Origin of the sequence: Streptomyces sp. ISL-36, assembly GCF_018614205.1 — a bacterium.
GTDB lineage: Bacteria > Actinomycetota > Actinomycetes > Streptomycetales > Streptomycetaceae > Streptomyces.
Window position 1 is genome coordinate 1 of the sequence record NZ_JAGGOS010000147.1, and the last position, 21,465, is coordinate 21,465.

Below are 21,465 nucleotides of genomic sequence, written 5' to 3' on the forward strand. Positions count from 1 at the left end.
GCGCCCGCCGTCGCGTCGCCGGGGGGACCGGACGGGGGCGGCGTCGCGGCGTTGCGGGCCGCGCGCGCGTCCGAGGCGGCCAAGGCCGCCGAGGACGCCGACGGCTGCCACCGCATGCCTCGCTTGCCCGCGTCCATCGCCTCGTTGGCGAGACGGTCCGCGTGCTTGTTCTGCTCGCGCGGGATCCACTCGTAGCGGACCCGCCCGGCCGGGAAGACCCGGGCGGCCTCCGCCGCGAGCGGCTTCATGTCCGGGTGCTTGATCTTCCAGCGGCCGGACATCTGCTCGACGACGAGCTTGGAGTCCATCCGGACATGGACCACGGCGTCGGGAAACAGCTCGCGCGCCGCCTTGAGACCAGCCACCAGGCCCTTGTACTCGGCGACGTTGTTCGTGGCGACGCCGATGTACTCGGCTGCCTCCGCGAGCGTCTCGCCCGTCACCGGGTCCAGGACCACCGCCCCGTACCCCGCGGGCCCTGGGTTGCCCCGGGAGCCCCCGTCGGCCTCGACGACGACTTCGCTCGGGGCCGTCCTCGTGGCGGTCATTACAGGCCGGACTCCGACGTACGGACCAGGATCCGGCGGCAGTTCTCGCAGCGCACCACCGTGTCGGCCGCGGCCGCGCGGACCTCGTTCAGCTCGGTGATGTTCAGCTCGATGTGGCAGCCCTCGCACCTGCGCTGGTACAGACGCGCCGCGCCGACCCCGCCCTGCTGCTCGCGCAGCTTCTCGTAGAGCTTCAGCAGGTCGGCCGGGACGGAGGCGGCGATCAGCTCGCGCTGCTTGCCGACCGAGGCGGCCTCGCCGTCGAGTTCGGCCTGCGCGGCGTCGCGGCGGGCGGTGGCGTCGTCGGCCTTGGCCTGCACGGCGGAGGCGCGCTCGGTCAGCTCGGCGACCCGCTCCTGGGCGGACTCACGGCGCTCCATGACCTCCAGGACGATGTCCTCCAGGTCGCCCTGGCGCTTGGCCAGCGAGGTGATCTCCCGCTGCAGGCTCTCCAGGTCCTTGGGGGAGGAGACGGCACCGGAGTCGAGGCGCTGCTGGTCGCGGACGGCGCGCTGGCGCACCTGGTCGACGTCCTGCTCGGCCTTGGTCTGCTCGCGGGCGCAGTCGCTCTCCTCGGTCTGCGCGGCGACGAGCAGGTCGCGCAGCTGGGTGAGGTCCTTGTTCAGCGACTCGATCTCGGCGTGCTCGGGCAGGGACCGGCGCTTGTGGGCGAGCTGCTGGAGGCGTACGTCCAGGGCCTGGACATCGAGAAGTCGGATCTGGTCGGCGGGCGCGGCGTTCAGTTGGGGGCTCCAGGAGAGAGGTGGTGGGAGGACCAAGGGTCGGTGACCGTCTTCGAGACGTGGACGCGGAGGTCCCAGCCGTGGCGGTCGGAAATCTCGTCGAGCTGGGCGGCGGCCTGCTCGCACCAGGGCCATTCGGTGGCCCAGTGGGCGGCGTCGACCAGGCCGAGCGGTGTGTGCTGGGTGGCCTCCGACGCCGGGTGGTGGCGCAGGTCGGCGGTGAGGAAGGCGTCCACGCCGGCGGCCCGGACGGCGTCGAAGAGGCTGTCTCCGGAGCCGCCGCTGACCGCGACCCGGCGGACGGTCATCTCCGGGTCGCCGGCGACCCGGATGCCCTGCGCGGTCGCGGGCAGCCGCTTGGCGGCGCGGGCGGCGAACTCTCGAAGCGTCTCGGGCTGGTCCAGCTCGCAGATCCGGCCGAGGTTGTTCTCGGGGACCAGGGGGCCGGTGACCCGCAGGTCGAGGGCGCCGGCGAGGGCGTCGGAGACACCGGGGTCGGCGGTGTCGGCGTTGGTGTGCGCCACGTGCAGGGCGATGTCGTGCTTGATCAGCGTGTGGACGACGCGGCCCTTGAAGTGGGAGGCGGCGACCGTCGTCGTACCGCGCAGATAGAGCGGGTGGTGGCTGACGATCAGGTCGGCGTCGAGCTCGATCGCCTCGTCGGCGATCTCCTGGACGGGGTCGACGGCGAACAGGACACGGCGGACCTCGGCGTCGGGGTCTCCGCAGACCGTGCCGACGGCGTCCCACTGCTCGGCCCGCTCGGGCGGCCAGAGGGCGTCGAGGGCGGCGATGACTTCAGACAGACGGGGCACGAAGGAAAGGCTACCTGCCCTCCGTGCCCCGCCGTCCTGCCTGTGGGCAGGGAAGATTCCGCTTACCCGGTGTGACCGCGTGCTACTTCTTCACGAGGTCGGCGCGCAGGTCGTCGAGGACGCTGTCGGCCGCGGTCACGCCGAGGCCGAGGTACCAGGTCTCGTCCGGAACGTCCTTGGCCCGGCCGGCCTTGACCGCCTTGAGGTTCTTCCACAGCGGGTTGGCCTGGGCGGTGTCGCGCTTGGTGGCCTTCGGGTCGCCGTAGACACCGGTGAAGATCCAGTCGGCGTCGGCCTGGTCGATCTTCTCGGGGCTGATCTCGGCGGCGAGGTCGTCGATCTGCTGGTTCTTGGGCCGGGGCAGGCCCGCGTCCTCGAGGATGGTGCCGATGAAGGACGCCTTGGCGTAGAGGCGGATCTTGCCCGGGAGGTAGCGGACCATCGAGATCGTCGGCTTGTTCGGGCCGACGTCCGTGCCGAGCCGCTTCGCCTTCGTCTCGTACGCGGCGAGCTTCGCCTTGGCGTCGGCGGTCTTGTCCAGGGCCGCGGCGTTGAGGAGGTAGTTCTCCTTCCAGGTGAAGCCGGGGCGGATGGAGAAGACGGTGGGGGCGATCTTCGAGAGCTCGTCGTACTTGTCCGCGGCGCGCAGCTGGCTGCCGAGGATCAGGTCGGGCTCCAGGTTGGCGATCGCCTCCAGGTTGAGGTTGTTGATGGTGCCGACGGACTTGGGGGTGCCCGCGTCCTTCTTCAGGTAGGCGGGGATGCCGTCGTCGCCCTCGGCGGGGGCGTAGCCGACCGGCTTGATGCCGAGGGACACGACGTTGTCGAGCTCGCCGACGTCGAGGACGACGACGCGCTTGGGGGCGGCCTTGAGCTCGGTCCTGCCCAGCGCGTGGGTGAGGGTGCGCGGGAACTGGCCGGGCTTGGCGTCGGTGCCCATCGCGGCGGTCTTGGCCGCCGCGTCGCCGAAGTCCTTGCCTCCGACGGCCACGTCCTTCTTCTTGCCGCCGTCCTCCTTCTCGACCGTGTCCGAGGAGCCGTCGCTTCCACAGGCCACGAGGGAGAGCGCTGCGGCGAGGGCGACGGCGGCGGCGGTGCCGCGGCGGCGGAGGGACATCTGGGTTCTCCTGTACGGGCGAAGACGGCGACGGAGGGGCGCCCCCGGGACGGGGACAGCGGCTCGGGACCAGCTCGGAACCGGCGGCGTGCGGACCGCGTACGGAACGGGTCCCGCACCCGGAGCCACCGGCTCCACTTAGGCTCGCCTTACCTTACGCACCACTCATCCCTCCAGCACAACCGGCCCCCTCTCCTCAGCAGAATCGATACTTGGCCACCCTTATGTGTGAAGTGACCTGGCTCGTGTTGTTCGGCTGGAAGTGCGAAAACTAGCTTCGGTGGCCGGAGGTGACGAGTCGATGACAGCCTGTGCCATCGAGACAACGGCGGAGGACGACGGCGCGGTGCGCCCGGCCGGGTTCACGATCACGGCGAACGGGGCGTACGCGGCGCGGCTCGCGGGCGCGGGGGACGCCCTGTACGCGGAGCGGTGGACGCTGGACGGACCCGAGCCCTACGCCGTACCGCTCCCGCTCGACCAGCCCGAGGAGCCAGACGCGCAGTTGGTGCCGCTGGCGGACGGGCGGGTCCTGATCGGCCGCCGGGTGGACGGACACCGGAACACGTTCTCACTGCTGTACCCGACGGGCCCGGGGACGGGGGAGCTGCCGCTGGGCTCCGTCGAGGCCGCGCACCTGACCCTGCTTCCGCCGTCGCCGGACGGCATCTGCGCGTACGCGATGTGCGTCGGCGCGGACACGACCACGATCTGGCTGGTGGCGGGCGGGGCGTTCGGTCCTGAACAGGTCGCCGAGGTCAAGGGGCGCTGCGCGGGCGGGGTCTGGCTGGACCGTACGGGGCGGATGCTGGCGCTGGACCGGCGCCTCGACGACGGCCCGGTGAAGGCGGTGGCGGTCGATCTCGAGCGCGGCGGCGAGGTGACGCCGCTGCTGCAGATCACCGAGGAGAGCGACGACCGGCTGCTGATGGCGGACCCGGACAGCGGTCTGCTGCTGATCCGTTCCGACGCTCCGTCACCGGGGCACGAGCGGCTCGGCTGGGGCGTTCTCGGCAGCCTGCTGCCGATCCGCTTCCCCGAGTGTCTGCGGCTCGACGACGCGGCGGTGACGCCGTTCGCGGTGCAGCCGGGGCAGGCGTTGCTGCCGGAGACCTGCTCGGTGGCGCTGCGGATCGACGCGGCGGCCGGGAGCTGGGTCGGGATGTGGTGCCCGTCGGGGCGCCGCATGCACCAACTGGCCGCGCCCGTAGGATGGCTGGCCGGGTCGGGGCTGTGGACGCCGGAGGGTGTGCTGCGGCTCCCCTACGCGACGGACGGCACGACCTGCGGTCTGGCGGCCCTGGAGATGCCGCCGGAGCCGGAGCCCGTCGCCCTGGCGCCGCTCGTCCCCGTGGGCCCCCGGATCTGCCGCCCGGTCCCCCTGCAGCAGGCACCTCTCACCGACCGCAAAGCCGCTGGCTAGACTCGCGCCCGCACGACAACAGCGATCAACACGGGGTGAGTTCCAGCATGTCGGAAGCACGCACGGACGGGTCGGAGTCGCAGGGCTCCGGTAGGCATCGCGGCGAGGCGGCGCCGCGGGAGGACTCCGCGTCCTCCCCTCACGGCCGCCACCGCCGCGACCCGGAAGCGCAGTAGGAACGCACCGGCCCCCGAGTCATCGGGGGCCGGTGCACGTGTCTCCGCCCCCGTCTCCGTCTCTGTCTCCGCCTCCGTCTCTGTCTCCGCCTCCGTCTCTGTCTCCGCCTCCGGTCTCTGTCTCCGTCTCAGCCCTTCTTGAGGCCCAGGACCTCCGCCGCCGCGAACGTCTCCCCCGTCGGCCGCGACGCGTAGTGCGGCGTCAGCAGCCCGTCCAACTCCTCGTACGTGAACGCGTCCTTCGCCGTGTCGAACTTCGCCGCCACCCTCGGGCGGTCCACGATCGCCACCATGCCGCCGTGGACGACCAGGAGCTGACCGTTCACGCCCCCCGCCGCCGGCGATGCCAGATATCCCACCAGCGGTGCCACATGCTCGGGGGACAGCGGGTCGAGCTCCGCCTCGGTCGTCGGTTCCGCGAAGCCCGCGAAGACGTCCTGCGTCATCCGGGTCCGCGCGCGCGGGCAGATCGCGTTCGCCGTGACGCCGTACCTCGCGAGCGCCAGCGCCGTGGACGTCGTCAGGCCCACGATCCCGCCTTTGGCCGCCGCGTAGTTCGGCTGCCCCGCCGAGCCCGCGAGGAACGCCTCCGACGAGGTGTTCACGATCCGGCCGTACACGCCGGACTCCCCCGCCTTGGCCCGCCCCCGCCAGTGCGCCGCCGCGAAGTGCGTGGTGTTGAAGTGGCCCTTCAGATGGACCCGTATCACCGAGTCCCATTCGTCCTCGCTCATCGAGAAGACCATCCGGTCCCGCAGGATCCCCGCGTTGTTGACCAGGATGTCCAGCTTCCCGAACTCGCCCACCGCCAGGCCGACCAGAGCCCGCGCGGTCTCGAAGTCGGCCACGTCGCCGAGGTGCGCGACCGCCCGGCCGCCCGCCGCGCGGATCTCCGCGGCGACCTCCTCGGCGGGGGCGGCGGACGCCTCGCCCGAGCCGTCGCGCCCGGGCTGCCCGTAGTCGTTGACGACGACGGACGCGCCGAGCCGGGCGAGTTCGAGCGCCTCGGCCCGGCCAAGACCCCGCCCCGCGCCGGTGACGATCGCGGACAACCCCTCAAGAGGGAGTGACATCGCGTGAACTCCTCTCAGATCTCGATGCAGGTACGCAGCGCCACACCCGTACGCATCTGCTCCAGCGCCTCGTTGATCCCGGCCAGCGGCACCCGGTGGGTGATCAGCGACTCCAGGTCGATCCGGCCCGCCCGCCAGAGCGCGATGGCCCGTTCGTACGAGCGCAGCACGTCACCGCCGCCGTACATCGACGGCAGGATCTTCTTCTCGTCGAAGAACAGCTCGAACATGTTGAGCTGGAGGAAGTCGTCGAGCGCGCCCGCGCCGACCACGCACAGCGTGCCGCCGCGCCGGGTCGTCTCGTACGCCGTGCGGGCGGTGGCGGACTTGCCGACGACCTCGAAGACGTAGTCGAACCCCTCCCCCGCGGTGATCCGCTGCCTGGCGTCGGCGAGCGCGTCGGGGGTCACCGCCTCGGTCGCGCCGAAGCGGAGGGCCGCCTCGCGCCGGGACTCGACGGGGTCGACGGCGACGATCTGGGCGGCTCCCTGGAGCTTGGCGCCCTGGATGGCGGAGATGCCGACGCCGCCGCAGCCGATGACGGCGACCGAGGAGCCGGCCTCCACCTTCGCCGTGTTGATGGCTGCGCCGAGTCCGGTCGTCACCCCGCAGCCGATGAGGGCGGCGATGTCGAAGGGCACGTCGTCGGGGATCGGGACGGCGCAGCCGGCGTCGACGACGACCTCCTCGGTGAAGGTGCCGGTCCCCGCGAAACCGAAGACGTCTCCGCCCGGGCGCTTGAAGTTCGGGGTGCCGGCGTTCATGAAGCCGGCCAGGCACAGGTGGGTCTGGCCGCGCTTGCAGGCGGCGCAGACACCGCAGGCGGGCAGCCAGCACAGCAGCACGCGCTGTCCCTCGCTCAGCCCGGTGACGCCGTCGCCGATGTCGGTGATCTCGCCGGCGCCCTCGTGGCCGGGGACGAACGGCGCCGGCTGCGGGAGCACGCCGCTCATGGCGGAGACGTCGGAGTGGCACAGTCCGGTCGCCCTGACCCGGATCCGCACCTTGCCGGGGCCGAAGCCCACCGCCTCGACGTCGTCGAGCACTTCGAGTTTGTCCTGGCCGATCTCGTGCAGTACGGCTGCGCGCATGGTGCGGCCCCTCTCAGGGATTCAGGCGGTTCTACGAGTGTTCGACGAGGGTGTCGGCGAGTACGGGTGCGTCGTCCCGCTCCACGGCCGTCACGGACGCCTGGACGCGGCCGTCGCCGGTCCACATCCGGATGCGCAGGGTCTCGCCGGGGAAGACGATTCCGGCGAAGCGTGTGCGGTACGAGCGGACACGGGCGACGTCCCCGCCGAGCACCGTGTCCACCACCGCCTTGAGGGTCATGCCGTACGTGCAGAGCCCGTGCAGGATCGGCCGGTCGAAGCCGGCGAGCTTGGCGAACTCCGGGTCGGCGTGGAGAGGGTTCCAGTCGCCGGAGAGGCGGTAGAGCAGCGCCTGGTCCTCGCGGATCGGGCGCTCGACGGTCCGGTCGGGCTCGCGCTCGGGGAGTTCGAGCCGCTCCGAGGGCCCGCGGTCGCCGCCCCAGCCGCCCTCTCCCCGTACGAAGATCTGCGCGTCGCTGGTCCACAGCGGACCGTCGTCGTCGGCGACCTCGGAGCGCAGCACGAGGACGGCGGCCTTGCCCTTGTCGTGGACGGCGGCGACGCGGGAGGTGGTGAGGGCCCTGCCCTCGACGGGAATGGGCCGGTGGAGGATGAGGGACTGGCCGCCGTGCAGGACGGCGGCGAGGTTCACGTCGATGCCGGGGGCGGAGAGCCCGCCGACGACGCCCATTGCGGCGCCGGCGACGGTGGCGAAGCTGGGCAGGACGTGGAGCTTCGATTCGAGGGTGTAGCGGAGCTCGTCCGGGTCGGCGGCGGGGATTCCCGCTCCGAGGCCGAGGTGGTAGAGCTGGACGTCCTTGTGGTCCCAGCCGATCTCGGCACTGCGGGGCTCGGCGGCGACGGCCTTGGCGGCATCAATGGGCATCGGGATGCTGCTCCTTGGAGAGGGAAGACCTCGGTGCGACCGTCCGCACCGTCGGCCGCACCGAGGCCGTGCGGGACCGCCCCGTACGCGCCGTTCTAGAACGCGTTCTAGGTCGGTGATCCCCATGTATAGCCGAGCACGAGAGAGTTGTGAACCCTCCTGACGGTGCGTCAGTTCCGGTGCCGGGACATTTGTCACGGCCAGATCCGTACCTGCGCTCCTGCCGCGGGGACGCCGGCCGTTCCTAGCGTGAAAGGCATGGAGAACGAACCCGCGGTCACCTTCGAATCCGCGACGAAAACCTTCGGGGCGGGGGGCGTCCGCGCCGTCGACGGCCTCGACCTGACCATCCACCGCGGCGAGACCGTCGCCCTGCTCGGGCGCAACGGCGCGGGAAAGTCCACCGTCATCGGCCTGCTCCTCGGCCTCGACCAGCCCGACAGCGGTCGGGTACGCCTCTTCGGCCGGAGCCCGGTCCGCTCCGTGCGGGCCGGCCTGGTCGGGGCGATGCTCCAGGAGGGGCGCCCGGTCCCCCGGGTCACCGTCCGGGAACTGGTCTCCTTCGTCGCCCGCACCTACCCCGCCCCGCTGCCCGTCGCCGAGGCCCTGGAGCTCGCAGGCCTCACCGAGACGGCGGGCCGCCGCGTCGACCGGCTCTCCGGCGGCCAGGTCCAGCGGGTCCGCTTCGCCGTCGCTCTCGCCGGAAACCCGGAACTCATCGTCCTGGACGAGCCGACGGCCGCCCTCGACGTCGAGGCCCGGCAGGAGTTCTGGGACGCGATGCGCGGCTACGCCCGGCGCGGCAACAGCGTCCTGTTCTCCACCCACTACCTGGAGGAGGCCGATGCGTACGCGGACCGGATCGTCGTCCTCGACTCCGGCCGGATCCTCGCCGACGGCACGGGCGAGGAGCTCAAGCGGGCCGCCGGCGGAGGCCTCGTCTCCTTCGACCTGGCCGGCGGTCCGACGGGCTGGCTCGGCCTGCTGCCCGGGGTCACCTCGGTCGAGGTCCGGGGCGACCGCGCCCGGCTGCGCACCGAGGACTCCGACGCCACGGTCCGCGCCCTCGCGGCGCGGGACGCGGTCCGGACCCTGGAGGTCGCCCCGGTCTCCCTCAACGACGCCTTCCTCGCCCTCACCACCCCCAAGCCCCTCCAACCCGTGAGCCCCGACGGGCCCCCGGACGCCCGGGACGCCCGGGACGCCCGGGACACTCCGGACCCGCTGGACCCTCAGGACCCCCTGGACCCTCGGGACCCTCGGGACCCTCGGGACCCTCGGGACCCTCCGGACCCGCTGGACACCCCAGGCCTCCTGAAGGCTCCGGACACCCTGAAGACTCGGGAGACCTCGCGATGATCATCGAGTACGTACGCCTGGAGGTGCGCCGCACCCTGCGCGACACAGGATTCGCGATCTCGACCGTCGGCGTCCCGGTGATGATGTACCTGCTCTTCACCAACCTCGGTACGGACGACGACGCGTTCAGGACGTCCGCCATGGTCGGCATGGCCGCGTACGGGGCGCTCGGCGCCGCGCTCTCCCTCGGCACCGGGGTCGCCGAGGACCGGTCCACGGGCTGGCTGCGGCAACTGCGGATCACTCCCATGACACCCCGGCAGGTGGTGACCGGCCGTGCCCTGACCGGATCGGTGGTCGTCCTCCCCGCCATCGCGGGGGTCCTCCTCGCCGGAGGTCTCGCCAACGGCGTACGGATGGCGGCCGGACAGTGGATTCTGGTCGCCCTGACGCTGTGGCTCGGTTCCCTCCCCTTCACCCTGCTCGGTATCGGCAACGGCTACCGGCTCACGGCCCAGACCACCGGCGTCGTCAACGTCGCCTGCAACCTCGGGCTCGCCGTCGTCGGCGGCCTGTGGTTCCCGGTCGCGCTCTTCCCCGACTGGCTCCGGACGATCTCCGCGTACACCCCGACGAACCGCTTCGCGGAGCTGGGAGTGGCGGTGACCGAGGGGGCGGCTCCGGGAGCGGCGGCCCTGGCCGTACTCACCGTGTGGACGGTGCTGTTCGGCGCGTACGCGGCGGTCTCGTACCGTCGTTCGCCGGGGACGGCGTGAGGGAGCGGGGATGAGGACCTGGCAGCGGTGGACCGTGGCGGCGCGGGCACGGGAGCGGGAACGGTCGGAGCGGGGGCCGAGCGGACTGAGCCTGCTGCCGTGGCTGTTGATGGGGGTGGGCGCGCTCTCCCACCTCCTCCAGGGCGAGGCACCGAACCCGTGGATCGGGGGCCTGGGCCTGCTCACCTTCAACACGCTCTACATCGCGATCGTCTTCCGGGCCTTCGACGCGCGCCGGCGGGAGGCCCCGCTCACCTGGTGGCTTCTCGCGGCGCTGGGAGCGCTCACCTTCGCGCTGGCCATCGGCTACGGAAGGGAGTGGCTGCTCTTCTTCCCCCTCCTGGGCCTCGCGGTCGGGGCTGTGGTGCGGCGCGGGAGGCGTCTGCCCGTGATCACCCTCCCGCTGGTCCTGGCGGTCGGGGTGGTGACGTTCTGGCGGGACGGCTGGAACTCGTTCGGCGTGGTCTACGGCACGTTCATCTCGGTCATGGTGACGGCGGCGATCCTCGCCCTGGACGAGACGGTCCGGCAGCTGCGGGCGACCCGGGAGGAGCTGGCCAGGACGGCCGTCGAGAAGGAGCGGCTGCGGTTCTCCCGCGACCTGCACGACCTGCTCGGCCACACGCTCTCGGTGATCGTCGTGAAGTCGGAGGTCGTACGCCGCCTGGCACCGAGCGACCTCGACGCCGCCCTGGCACAGGTCGCGGACATCGAGTCGGTGGGCCGCCAGGCGCTGACCGAGATACGGGAGGCGGTGACCGGCTACCGCGAGGGCAGCCTGGCGACCGAGCTGGACCGGGCGCGCGACGCGCTCTCCTCGGCCGGCATCGAGCCGGTGGTCCGTCGCTCGGGCCCTCTCCTGGAACCCCGGACGGAGGCGCTGCTCAGCTGGGTGGTGCGGGAGTCCACGACGAACGCGGTACGGCACAGCGGCGCGTCCCGCTGCGAGATCGCGCTCGACGGCGCCCCCGACCGGGTCCGCCTCACGGTCACGGACGACGGCCGGGGCCCGGCCGCCGGCCCGCCCCGGCCGGGGAGCGGTCTGCGGGGGCTGCGCGAGCGGGTCGCGGCGGCAGGCGGCACTCTTGAGTCGGGACCGGCCGCACGGGGCGGGTTCCGGGTCACCGCGGAGCTGCCCATGGAGACCCCTGGCCCGCACGAGGGGGAGCCGACGCGATGATCAGAGTCCTGCTGGCCGAGGACCAGGGCATGATGCGCGGGGCGCTGGCCCTGCTGCTGGGCATGGAGCCGGACATCGAGGTGGTCGCCCAGGTGGGGCGTGGCGACGAGATCGTGGACGCGGCCCTCGTCTCCCGCCCCGACGTGGCCCTCCTCGACATCGAGCTCCCGGGCCGCTCGGGCCTCGAGGCGGCGGCGGACCTCCGCGAAGAGGCCCCGGACTGCCGGGTCCTGATCCTCACGACCTTCGGCCGCCCCGGCTACCTCCGCCGCGCGATGGAGGCGGGCGCGGTCGGCTTCCTGGTCAAGGACGGCCCCGTCGAGGAGCTGGCCGAGGCCGTCCGCCGCGCCCTCCGCGGCGAAACGGTCATCGACCCGGCCCTCGCGGCGGCGGCTCTCAGCGCGGGCCCGAACCCGCTGACGGCCCGCGAACGGGACGCCTTGGCGGCCTCGGTGGACGGCGCGACGATCGCCGACATCGCGACGAAGCTCCACCTGTCCGAGTCGACGGTCCGCAACTACCTCTCCTCGGCGATCGGCAAGACGGGCACCCGCAACCGCATGGAGGCGATGCGGGCGGCGCGGCAGCAGGGCTGGCTGTAGACCTGTCGCCTGCGCCCCCGCGTGTCGCGGCGCGAGCCCGGGCGCGGAGGCCACCGGCTCTAGGGCTGTCGTGTGCGCTCCGGGCGCGGTAGCCACGCCAGCATGAGCACGGCCCCCGCCACCAGTACGCCCGTCGCCGTCCGGAACGCCAGCGCGTAGCCGTCCGTCAGGGCCTCGGGGCTGGTGGAGCCGCCGGTGCGCGCCGCGGCGACGGTCGAGAGGACGGAGAGGCCCAGGGCGCCGCCCATCGTGCGGGAGGTGTTGACGAGGCCGGAGACGAGGCCCGCTTCGGCGGGGGCCGCGCTCGACGTGGCGAGGGTGGCGAGGGGGGTGATGAGGAGGCCCATGCCGGCCATCATCAGGATGCCGGGGCCGAGGATGATGGTCAGGAAGGTGCCGTCGACGGTCATCATCGACTGCCAGCCGAAGCCGGTCGCCGAGACCAGGGCTCCGATGACGGCCAGGTTGCGGGCGCCGGTCGCCGGCATCAGGCGGGGGGCCAGCTTGGAGGCGACGATGACGCTGATCGAGCTGGGGACGAGGGCGAGCCCGGCCTGGAGCGGGGTGTAGCCGAGGATGTTCTGGGCGTACACGGTCATGAAGAACCACATGCCGAACGAGGTCGAACCGCACACCAGCATGGCCACGTTGGCGGCCGAGACCGCTCGCGAGCGGAACACCTTCAGCGGCATCAGCGGGGCCGCCGTGCGCGCCTCGACGGCGACGAAGACCGCGAGGAGCGCGAGGCCTCCGAACAGCGGGACCAGGGTGGCCCGGTCGCCCCAGCCCGTCTCCTCGGTCTGCACGATGCCGTACGCGACGGACGCGAGGCCCGCCGTGACCAGGACCGCGCCCGGCAGGTCCAGGCGTCGCCCGGCGGTCCCGGTACGGCTCTCGCGGAGCCACACGGCCGCGCCGACCAGGACCAGGGCGCCGATCGGCACGTTGATCAGGAGCACCCAGCGCCAGGACAGCAGGTCCACCAGGACGCCGCCGACGAACCCGCCGGCCGCGCCGCCGGCCGCCCCGACCGCCGTCCAGGTGCCGATGGCCCTGGTCCGCGCGGGCCCGGCCGGGACGGCGGCGGTGACGATGGTGAGCGTCGCGGGCGCGAGGACCGCGGCGCCGAGGCCCTGTACGGCGCGGGCGGCGACGAGCTGCCAGCCGTCCTGCGCGAGGCCGCCCGCGACGGAGGCCGCGGTGAAGAGCCCCAGCCCGAGGAGGAACATCCGCTTCCGGCCGAAGAGGTCGGCCGCCCGACCGCCGAGCAGCATGAAACCGGCGAAGGCGATGGAGTAGGCGTTGAGCACCCACTGCAGCCCGGTGGCGGAGAGCCCGAGGTCGGCCCGCATCGACGGCAGGGCGACGTTCACGACGGAGACGTCGAGGACGACGAGGAACTGACCGGCACAGGCGGCGAGGACCACGAGCCAGGCGCGGGGGGCGGTACGTATCGGGGCGGCGGACTGCTCGGTGGCTGACTCGGCTTGAACCATGCGTGTCATGGTCGCAGACCGCCTGCGGCCCGTACATCAGGAATCGGTCCTAGGTCGAGTCCGGGCGTCGGCCTAGGACTTGTCCGGGCACGAACCTAGGACCTGCGGCGCAGCATCGTCACCACCGCCGCCCCGCCCAGCCCGATGTTGTGCGCCAGGCCGACGCGCGCCCCCCGCACCTGCCGCGGCCCCGCCTCGCCGCGCAGCTGCCAGACCAGTTCGGCGGCATGGGCGAGGCCGGTGGCGCCCAGCGGGTGGCCCTTGGAGATCAGTCCGCCCGAGGGGTTCACGACCCAGCGCCCGCCGTAGGTCGTCGCGCCGGACTCGACGAGCTTGCCGGAGGCGCCCTCCTCGCACATGCCCAAGGCCTCGTAGGTCAGCAGCTCGTTGACGGAGAAGCAGTCGTGCAGCTCGACCACGTCCACGTCCTCGATCCCGAGCCCGGACGTCTCGTACACCTGGCGGGCCGCGGCCCGGGACATCGGCCGGCCCACCACGTCGATGCAGGAACCGGAGTCGAAGGACTCTCCCGTGTCCGTCGTCATCGCCTGCGCCGCGATCTCGACGGCCTTGTCGTGCAGCCCGTGCTCGACCACGAAACGCTCCGACACGACGACGGCGGCCGCGGCCCCGTCCGAGGTCGGCGAGCACTGGAGCTTCGTCAGCGGCCGGTGGATGGTCTTGGCCGCGAGGATCTCCTCGACCGTGTACGCGTCCCGGAACTGGGCGTTCGGATTGTTCGCCGAGTGCTGGTGGTTCTTGGCGGCGACGGCGGCGAGCTGCACCTCGGTCGTCCCGTACCGCTCCATGTGCTCGCGGGCCGCGTTGCCGAAGATCTGCGCGGTGGGCGGGGACATCTCGAACCCGTGGGCGGCGGCCATGATCCCGTAGTGCCGGGCCACCGGAGACGTCTTGAAGTCTCCTCCGTCCGAACCACCGCCCAGCGCGCCCCGTGCCATCTTCTCGAAGCCCAGCGCCAGCACGCAGTCGGAGATCCCGCCCTCCACGAACTGCCGGGCCATCATCAGCGCCGTCGAGCCGGTGGCGCAGTTGTTGTTGACGTTGTAGACGGGGACACCGGTCAGGCCGAGTCGGTACGCGGCGCGCTGCCCGGCCGTCGAGGCCTGGAAGCAGTAGCCGACGGGCACCTGTTGGACCTGTTCGTACGAGATCCCGGCGTCGGCGAGCGCCGCGCCTCCGGCCTCCTCGGCCATGTCCCAGTACTGCCAGTCACGCGTCTCGGGCTTCTCGAACTTCGTCATCCCGACGCCGACGATGTAGGCCTTGGCCATGGTCGCGTTCCCTCTGAGTCTCTCGGCAGGCCGAGCAGGCGCTCGGCGACGACATTGAGCTGGACCTGTGTGGTGCCCCCGGCGATGGTCAGGCAGCGCGACATCAGCAGTCCGTGCACGGCCCGCTCCCCCGGGCCCTCCCGCACCGCGCCCTCGGGCCCCAGCAGTTCGAGCGTCAGCTCGGCGACCTTCTGCTGATGAACGGTCTGGACGAGCTTGCGGACGCTGGCCCCGGCCCCCGGTTCCAGGCCGGACACCTGGAGCGTCGTCGTCCGCAGGCCGATGCAGGCGAGCGCGTGCGCCTCCGCCGCCAGGGCTCCCACACGCACCCGTACGGCGCCGTCGGCGTCGGCGGCGCGGTCGATCAGCGCCTCCAGGCCGGAGTCGAAGGCGACCTGGTCGGCCATGTGGACGCGCTCGTTGCCGAGGGTGTTGCGGGCGACGCGCCAGCCGTCGTTCACCTCGCCGACGACGGCGTCGGCCGGGAGCAGTACGTCGTCGAAGTAGACCTCGTTGAAGAGCGAGTCGCCGGTGATCTCCTTCAGGGGCCGGATGTCGATCCCGGGGGTGTTCTTCATGTCGACGAGGAAGTACGTGAGCCCCCGGTGCTTGGGCGCGTCGGGGTCGGTGCGGGCGAGCAGGATGCCGTGGTCGGCTTCTCGGGCGGCGCTCGTCCACACCTTCTGTCCGTTGACGCGCCAGCCGCTGCCGTCGTCGGTGCGCTCGGCCCGGGTCCGCAGGGAGGCGAGGTCGGACCCGGCGCCGGGCTCGGAGAAGAGCTGGCACCACAGCAGGTCGCCGCGCAGGGTGGGGAGGAGGTAGCGCGTCCGCTGTTCCTCGGTCCCGTACGCGAGGAGGGACGGTACGACCCAGGTGGCGATCCCCAGACCGCTGAGCCGGATGCCCGCCGCGTCCAGCTCCCGCTGCACGGCGAGCTGCTGGAGGGGGCCGGCGCCGAGCCCGTGGGGCGGTGGCAGGTGCGGGGCGGCGTAGCCGGTGGGGGCGAGGGTGCGCCGGGCGGCGGCCGGGTCGAGGCCGACGGTGGGGGCGAGGGCCTGGCGTGCCCGCCTGCGGACGGCTCCGCCTCGGGGGGAAGTTCGAGGCGCAGCTCGCGCCGGGCGCCGTCGGCGGCGAGCCGGGCGGCCCGCGCGCGGTGGGTGTCGCCCGGCCCGAGGAGCTGGCGGGCGACGAGGGCCCGGCGCAGGAGGAGGTGGGCGTCGTGCTCCCAGGTGAAGCCGATGCCGCCGAGGATCTGGATGCAGTCCTTGGCGCAGTCGTACGCGGCGTCGAGGGCGGTGGCGGCGGCGAGGGCGGCGGTAAGGGACCGCGTCTGCGGTGGGCCCTCCTCGCGGGCCGCCCGGGCGGCGTCCCAGGTGAGGGCGCGGGCCTGTTCGAGCCGTACGAGCATCTCGGCGCACAGGTGCTTGACCCCTTGGAACTGTCCGATGGGCCGCCCGAACTGCTCGCGCACCTTCGCGTACTCGGCCGCCGTCTCCAGCGCCCGTGCGGCGGTCCCGCAGGCGTCGGCCGCGTACAGCACGGCCGCCAGGTCGTGTACGGGTACGGAGTCGAGGGCGAGGACCCGGTCCGCCGGGACGTGGGTCCCGGTGGCGGTGACCTCGGCGGTCGGGCGGGTGGGGTCGGCGCTCTCGTGGGGGCGTACGGAGAGGGTTTCGGTACGGGCGTCCACGGCTGCCCAGACGGTGCCGCGGGCGGTGGCGGCCGCCAGGATCAGCAGGTCGGCCTGGGCGCCGCCGAGCACGGGCGGGGTGGTCCCGTCGAGGACGAGCCCGCCGTCGGTCTCGACCGCGACGAGAGCGCCAGGGGCGAGGGCGACGGCGCCGACCCGCGCCCCGCCGGCGAGCTCCGCGACCAGGTCGCCCGCCCCAGAGCGGTGGAGCAGCTCGGCGGCGAGGACGGCGGGGAGGTACGGCCCCGGCAGCACCGCCCGCCCGGCCTCCTCCAGGGCGACGGCCAGATCGACGAGATCGCCGCCGCCCCCTCCGTACTCCTCGGGGAGGTGGATGCCGAGGAGCCCCTGCTCGGCGGCGGCGTCCCAATGGGCGGGGCGGCCGGTGGCGCTGCCCTTCGGCGCGTCGAGCAGCTTCCGTACGTCCTCACGAGGCGCGGCGCGCGTGAGCCAGCCGCGCACGGACGTGGCCAACTCCCGCTGTTCCCGCGTGATGGCGATGCCCATGATGCTCATGCGCGGCAGACTAGAACACGTTTCAATCTGACGGAAGGTCAGTTACGGAAGGAGTTCGGGGCCGCATCACGCGCCTCCCCCGCCGGCGCACGCGATGCCGCGGCAGGGGGAACGGCCGATTGTCAGAGCCTGCTGCCACGATGCGGTCACGTCGCGACACGTCGATCGGGAGAGAACACGTCATGGGCACCTGGGACATCGGTCACTTCGACAACGACACCGCCGCGGACTTCTCGGGCGACCTCGACGACCTGCCGGCGGGTGAGCGCGCCGCGCTGCTGTCCGACAGGCTGCGCGAGGTGGCCGGGACGGGGGACGCGTATCTGGACGCCGACGTGGCGGTGGAGGCCGTCGCCGCGGCGGCGCTGATCGCGGCACAGTGCCCGGGCGGCGAGCCGGTCACCACGCCCTACGGGCCGGACGAACCCCTGCCGGAGCTGCCGACGGACCTGCGCCCGCTCGCGGTCGAGGCGCTCGACCGGGTCCTCACCGGGCCGTCCGAGCTCCTGGAGCTGTGGGGTGAGACGGAGCACGGCGAGCCGTGGAAGGCGGGCATCGTGGCGCTGCGGGGTGTACTGACCGCGGCCGGGGGCGAGCACACCTCGCTCGCCCCCGGCCGCCGCTGAGAGGGGTCGCCGCGGCCCGATCGGTCCGCGCCGGTCCACGCCGGTCCACGCCGGTCCGCGTTGGTCCGCGTTGGCTCCGTCGGTCCGCGTTGGCTCCGTCGGTCCGCGTCGCCCCCTGCACCGGGCGGTATCAGTCGGTGTCACGCGGGTCGAACGACCCGGTGTCGATCGTGAGCGGCTCGGGGAAGGCGGTCGCCACCGAGTCCCAGGGGGTGAACTTGAAGTTGGTTCCCTCACGGTCGCCGTCCGCCGGGGCGGCCTCGCCGTCGTGGGTGATCAGCAGGCCATTCGGGAAGGAGCGCCCGAGAGGGACGTTGACCACGGTGGAGCCGTCGGAGTGCTGCACCCCGTCGGTGGCCGGGCCGTCGGTGACGGCGAAGGAGCCGATGTACTGGTTGCCGCCCTCCCGGCCGTAGACGGCGAAGGCGTTGTCCCCCTGACTCGACGCGAGCACATACCCGGCACCGTTCGCCGCGTGGTAGACCGCGACGCCCTCGGCGTCGGCGCTCAGGTGCCGCCCGCCGAAGCCCGGGTCGTGGGCGGTGTCGAGGACGCACTCCTCCTCGGCGGTGTCGTACGTCCACGGCGTGCCGTACTCGCGGACGCGGTCGATCATCTCCGGGGTGTCGAACTCCTCGTCGTCGAGGTCGATGCGCCACAGCCCCACGGCCTCCTGGGCCGCATAGAGGACGTGCTCCTCCTGGTCGACAGCCATGCCCTCGACCTGCGGGAGCTCCCCGGGGTCTGCGCACGGCGCCCAGCGGGTCCCGTCGGGCAGACCGAAGGCCGCGGGAAGGTCGAGAGTGTCCTTCGTTCGGTAACCCACCCGCCCGCCGCGGTCCTCCAGTTCGAGGAGCCGCAGGCGGGTCTCCTCCCGCCGCGACACGACGACGTACGCGTCCTCGTCGTCGCTGAACGCGGCGAGCCCGTAGGCCGTGCGCTGGTCGTCGACCTCGCCCTCGTCCGCGGCGAAGACCGGCCGTACGTCGGCCGCCGTCACGTCCTTGAGCGGCGGCCTGCCCGCCGCGACGGCGGCGGGGTCGATCGCGAAGGCGCGGATCCGGTCACGGCCCCGGTCGCTCACGAGCGCCAGGTCCGTCTTCCTGCCGTTCAGCTCGAAGCCGTAGACGACGTCGACGTTGTTGAACCGGCCGGGGGCGGCGTCCTCACCGGGCGCCGCCGGCGCGGCGATGTGCTGCAACCGCCTGCCGTCGAGCCCGTACACGTCGAGCCCGGCCTCCTTCAGGGTGCCGATCACGATGCTCCGTCCGGGGCTCGTGGGGTCGACCCACACGGCCGGATCGTCGGCGTCGGCGTTGCCGCCCGCCTCGTCGTCGTACACGGCGGGCGTCTCGACGCGCGCGGTGACGGGGACCGGCTGGGCGGGGGCCCCGGACACCAGCAAGAAGGCGGCGGCCAGAGCCGTCACAGCGGAAGCGCTCACGATACTCCTCGGTAGGAAGCGGACTGGCGAGACGCTAGGGGTGACGGGTGAGCGGGACCGAACACCGCTGTGAACATCGGATGACCCGTCAGCTCTACTGGTTCAGCGGGCGGTCGGTGACGGGTGTACCGGGCTGCCGGGGTGCGCCCCCGACAGAGGGCGGCGAGGACCGGCGGGGGCGAGGAGACCGTAGGGCCAGGGACGGTGTGGTTCGAGTGCGACGCGTAGGGCACCATGGGCGCTCTCACCTGCGTACCCGCCAGTAGCCCGTAGTAGGAGGACCCGCCCATGGCCGCCGAGCCCGCCGCCACGCCGAAGCCCGAGATCCTTGCCGCGTTCGAGTCGGCCAAGGGCTTCATGCCGGTCAAGGAGGGGCTCGCGCTGTACGAGGCGGCCACCGAGGCGGCACAGCTCGGTCTGCCGCTGCTCGAGGTCGGCACGTACTGCGGGCGTTCCACGATCCTTCTGGCGGACGTGGCCCGGGCGGCCGGGACGGTCGCGGTGACCGTGGACCACCACCGGGGCAGCGAGGAGCAGCAGCCGGGGTGGGAGTACCACGACGCGAGCGTCGTGGACCCCGAGGTGGGCCTGATGGACACCCTGCCGTCCTTCCGCCGGACCCTGCACGCGGCCGGACTGGAGGAGCACGTGATCGCGGTCGTCGGGCGCTCTCCTCAGGTCGCGAAGGTGTGGGCGGGCGAGCTGGGCTTCGTCTTCATCGACGGCGGGCACACCGACGAGCACGCGACGGCGGACTTCGAGGGCTGGGCCCCCAAAGTCGCCGCCGGCGGCGTCCTCGTCATCCACGACGTCTTCCCGGACCCGCGGGACGGCGGCCAGGCGCCGTACCGCATCTACCTCCGGGCCCTGGAGTCCGGTGACTTCGAGGAGGTCTCCGTCACCGACTCCCTGCGGGTCCTGCGGCGGGTCGACCGCTGAGAGGGGCTGTCAAGGGTGGGCCGTCAGAACCCGAAGCCGGATGTGACGTAGAGGCAGTTCGTGTAGCTGTAGCCGGGCTCGATCTTGCTCGTGCTCGCCTTGTCGGCGGCGGAGGAGCCGATGGAGCTGTCCCGCTTCTGGAGGAAGTGGTAATTGCCGGCGGGCAGCAGGAGTGTCGTCTTCGGGTACGTCGACGACGGGCCCGAGCACGCCTTGATCTTCGGGGCGTTGAGGGCGAGGCTGCCCCGGTACGCCTTGCAGGTCCCGCATGCCTTGAGCGTGACCCGTCCGGTGACCGGGCCCGTGTAGAGCAGCTCGACCTCGCCCGGGCCGTCGTTGGACACGACCATGACCATCCGGGAGCCGCCGGGCGCCTTGGCCGGCGGCAGTTGCCGCCCGGCGGCGGGTTCCTCGTCGGCGATCTCGGCGGCGATGGCGATGCTCCGCGCGTGCGCGGCCTTGGAGCTGTTCGGGTACTTCTCGGCGAACTCCGTCATCGTCTGGATGGCGTCGGTGTAGCTCTTGTCCTTGAACTCCTTCACCCCGCAGGCGAAGTCGCCGTTCTCGATCGCCCGGCCGGCGTCCCGCGAGGCTCCGGCGAACGTGGCCCGGGGCAGCAGGTCGACCGTGGTCGACAGGCGGCGCAGTTCGACGACCACCGCGCACGGGTCGGTCGAGCCGCCCGTGATGCCGGCGGCCTTGGTCCGGATGCTCTCCCGGACCGTGGGCTCGACCTGCCGCGCGTAGGAGGACTGGGGGAAGGTCGTCAGCAGCGCGTTGAGGTGGTCGCCGGCCGTCGTCTCGGTCCCTGCTGCGCCGAGCCCCGCGATGCCGCACTCGTACCAGGAGTGGGCGAGCGGGTCGTCGGCCTTGCCGACGAGTCCGGTCAGCAGGGCGCGGTCCACCGTGTCCGGGAGCGCGCGCAGATGCTTGAGCGCGGGGACGGCGTCGCAGTACCGCTTCTTCTCGTACGCCGAGGACACGCTCGTCCAGTAGGCGGCGAGCCGGTCGGGCACGAGACGCCCGGCGCGCGACCCCGCATGCCGCGTGCCGAGGTCCTGGTACGCCGCCAGTGCCTGGCCGTAGCTGTGCTCCGAACTGGTGAAGCTCTGCCCCTCGCCGGACTTCACGAGCGCGTCCGCCGCGGCCAGGCGGTCGAGGAGCGACTGCTCCACGGCCTCGTCCCGCGCCACGCCGTAGGCCACCGAGCCGCCGACGGGGACGACCAGCAGGACCACGGCGAGCGCCAACGGGAGCGCGAGGCGCCGACCGGCGGGCGTGGAGGCGGAGGTGGGTCCGGAGGTCGCTCCGGCGCTGCGGAGGGCGAGCGGGGCCCGCAGGCCGCGCCGGGCGCCGTCCGCTGCGGCGGCCAGCAGGAACACGGCGTAACCGGCCAGGACGCCGACGGGAACACCGTCCACGTCGGCCGGCAGCGCGATCAGCAGCAGGGCCGCGGTCGCGACCCAGCAGACGGCGGCCGCACGCCACTGCTTGAGGAGCACGTAGCCGAGCCCCAGGCAGGACAGGTTCAGCAGCCCGACGAGCACGGCTTGCGCCGGGTTCGACTCCGGCGGCACGGGCGGTCCGGGCGGCGGCGCGAGGGGCGCGGGCGGCGCGGGAAACCCCGGCGGCCGCGCGGGCGGCGGCGGTACGGCACCGGGCACACCGGTCCCATTGGTCCCACCGGCCCCGCCTGCTCCGGCGGGCCCGGTCGAGCCCGGCGCCCCGTACAC

17 protein-coding genes and 2 pseudogenes are annotated in these 21,465 nt (G+C 72.9%); 7 read left to right on the top strand and 12 right to left on the bottom strand.

All coding sequences use genetic code 11. The features are described from left to right. The 4 genes from J7E93_RS31890 to J7E93_RS31905 form a co-directional block, all read right to left on the bottom strand. Positions 1 to 548 (bottom strand): reverse transcriptase-like protein (locus J7E93_RS31890; protein WP_215073514.1); only part of this gene is annotated, 548 nt, incomplete at its 3' end. Next, complete coding sequence (locus J7E93_RS31895) at positions 548 to 1,291, bottom strand: zinc ribbon domain-containing protein (protein ID WP_215073527.1); 744 nt, start codon at positions 1,289 to 1,291, stop codon at positions 548 to 550. The genes J7E93_RS31890 and J7E93_RS31895, both read right to left, overlap by 1 nt. Beyond that, a complete protein-coding gene (locus J7E93_RS31900) occupies positions 1,288 to 2,106 on the bottom strand; it encodes a Nif3-like dinuclear metal center hexameric protein (protein ID WP_215073515.1) in 819 nt (272 codons plus the stop codon). The genes J7E93_RS31895 and J7E93_RS31900 overlap by 4 nt, the downstream gene beginning before the upstream one ends. An 82-nt stretch (positions 2,107 to 2,188) precedes the next feature. Beyond that, entirely contained in the window at positions 2,189 to 3,223 is a 1,035-nt protein-coding gene (locus J7E93_RS31905; protein ID WP_215073516.1) for an ABC transporter substrate-binding protein, read from the bottom strand. 301 nt (positions 3,224 to 3,524) lie between these two features. Between J7E93_RS31905 and J7E93_RS31910 the strand changes: the two genes are divergently transcribed. Further along, positions 3,525 to 4,646 carry a hypothetical protein gene (locus J7E93_RS31910; protein ID WP_215073517.1) on the top strand — a complete coding sequence of 374 codons (1,122 nt, stop codon included), beginning with the start codon at positions 3,525 to 3,527 and terminating at the stop codon, positions 4,644 to 4,646. A 304-nt stretch (positions 4,647 to 4,950) separates the two neighbouring features. Here the strand turns inward: J7E93_RS31910 and J7E93_RS31915 are convergent, their stop codons facing one another. From J7E93_RS31915 to J7E93_RS31925, 3 genes are read right to left on the bottom strand one after another with little or no spacing between them, the layout of a single operon-like run. Then, positions 4,951 to 5,895: a 3-oxoacyl-ACP reductase gene (locus tag J7E93_RS31915; RefSeq protein WP_215073518.1), complete on the bottom strand. Its 945-nt coding sequence runs from the start codon at positions 5,893 to 5,895 to the stop codon at positions 4,951 to 4,953. A 14-nt stretch (positions 5,896 to 5,909) separates the two neighbouring features. Further along, entirely contained in the window at positions 5,910 to 6,986 is a 1,077-nt protein-coding gene (locus tag J7E93_RS31920; RefSeq protein ID WP_215073519.1) for a Zn-dependent alcohol dehydrogenase, read from the bottom strand. Positions 6,987 to 7,017: 31 nt separating this feature from the next. After that, positions 7,018 to 7,872 carry a MaoC/PaaZ C-terminal domain-containing protein gene (locus tag J7E93_RS31925; protein WP_215073520.1) on the bottom strand — a complete coding sequence of 285 codons (855 nt, stop codon included), beginning with the start codon at positions 7,870 to 7,872 and terminating at the stop codon, positions 7,018 to 7,020. Positions 7,873 to 8,130: 258 nt separating this feature from the next. Here J7E93_RS31925 and J7E93_RS31930 point away from each other — a divergent pair. The 4 genes and pseudogenes from J7E93_RS31930 to J7E93_RS31945 form a co-directional block, all read left to right on the top strand. Further along, a pseudogene (locus tag J7E93_RS31930) lies at positions 8,131 to 9,036 on the top strand (ABC transporter ATP-binding protein); the annotation flags it as partial. A gap of 191 nt (positions 9,037 to 9,227) precedes the next feature. Continuing rightward, positions 9,228 to 9,947 (top strand): ABC transporter permease, encoded by a 720-nt coding sequence (locus tag J7E93_RS31935; protein WP_251067377.1) that lies wholly within the window; start codon positions 9,228 to 9,230, stop codon positions 9,945 to 9,947. A gap of 10 nt (positions 9,948 to 9,957) precedes the next feature. Next, positions 9,958 to 11,127 (top strand): sensor histidine kinase, encoded by a 1,170-nt coding sequence (locus tag J7E93_RS31940; protein WP_215073521.1) that lies wholly within the window; start codon positions 9,958 to 9,960, stop codon positions 11,125 to 11,127. Then, complete coding sequence (locus J7E93_RS31945) at positions 11,124 to 11,729, top strand: response regulator transcription factor (RefSeq protein WP_215073522.1); 606 nt, start codon at positions 11,124 to 11,126, stop codon at positions 11,727 to 11,729. Before J7E93_RS31940 ends, J7E93_RS31945 begins: the two co-directional genes overlap by 4 nt. 59 nt (positions 11,730 to 11,788) lie before the next feature. Here the strand turns inward: J7E93_RS31945 and J7E93_RS31950 are convergent, their stop codons facing one another. The 3 genes and pseudogenes from J7E93_RS31950 to J7E93_RS31960 all read right to left on the bottom strand — a co-directional run bounded on the left by J7E93_RS31950 (position 11,789) and on the right by J7E93_RS31960 (position 16,714). Beyond that, the gene (locus J7E93_RS31950) at positions 11,789 to 13,234 is read right to left on the bottom strand and encodes an MFS transporter (protein WP_215073523.1); all 1,446 of its coding nucleotides are present in this window, start codon (positions 13,232 to 13,234) and stop codon (positions 11,789 to 11,791) included. An 86-nt stretch (positions 13,235 to 13,320) separates the two neighbouring features. After that, complete coding sequence (locus tag J7E93_RS31955) at positions 13,321 to 14,517, bottom strand: lipid-transfer protein (protein WP_215073524.1); 1,197 nt, start codon at positions 14,515 to 14,517, stop codon at positions 13,321 to 13,323. Further along, positions 14,484 to 16,714 (bottom strand): annotated as a pseudogene (locus tag J7E93_RS31960) (acyl-CoA dehydrogenase). Before J7E93_RS31960 ends, J7E93_RS31955 begins: the two are co-directional and overlap by 34 nt. A 191-nt stretch (positions 16,715 to 16,905) precedes the next feature. Here J7E93_RS31960 and J7E93_RS31965 point away from each other — a divergent pair. Continuing rightward, positions 16,906 to 17,349, top strand: a complete 444-nt coding sequence (locus J7E93_RS31965) for a DUF4259 domain-containing protein (RefSeq protein WP_215073525.1) — start codon at positions 16,906 to 16,908, stop codon at positions 17,347 to 17,349. 130 nt (positions 17,350 to 17,479) lie between these two features. Here J7E93_RS31965 and J7E93_RS31970 read toward each other — a convergent pair whose 3' ends face one another. Further along, positions 17,480 to 18,793: a phytase gene (locus tag J7E93_RS31970; RefSeq protein ID WP_308368853.1), complete on the bottom strand. Its 1,314-nt coding sequence runs from the start codon at positions 18,791 to 18,793 to the stop codon at positions 17,480 to 17,482. Between the two features lie 288 nt (positions 18,794 to 19,081). Between J7E93_RS31970 and J7E93_RS31975 the strand changes: the two genes are divergently transcribed. After that, positions 19,082 to 19,732 (top strand): class I SAM-dependent methyltransferase, encoded by a 651-nt coding sequence (locus J7E93_RS31975; protein ID WP_215073526.1) that lies wholly within the window; start codon positions 19,082 to 19,084, stop codon positions 19,730 to 19,732. 23 nt (positions 19,733 to 19,755) lie between these two features. Here J7E93_RS31975 and J7E93_RS31980 read toward each other — a convergent pair. Further along, positions 19,756 to 21,465: hypothetical protein (locus J7E93_RS31980; protein ID WP_251067379.1), on the bottom strand; the 1,710-nt coding region annotated here is incomplete at its 5' end.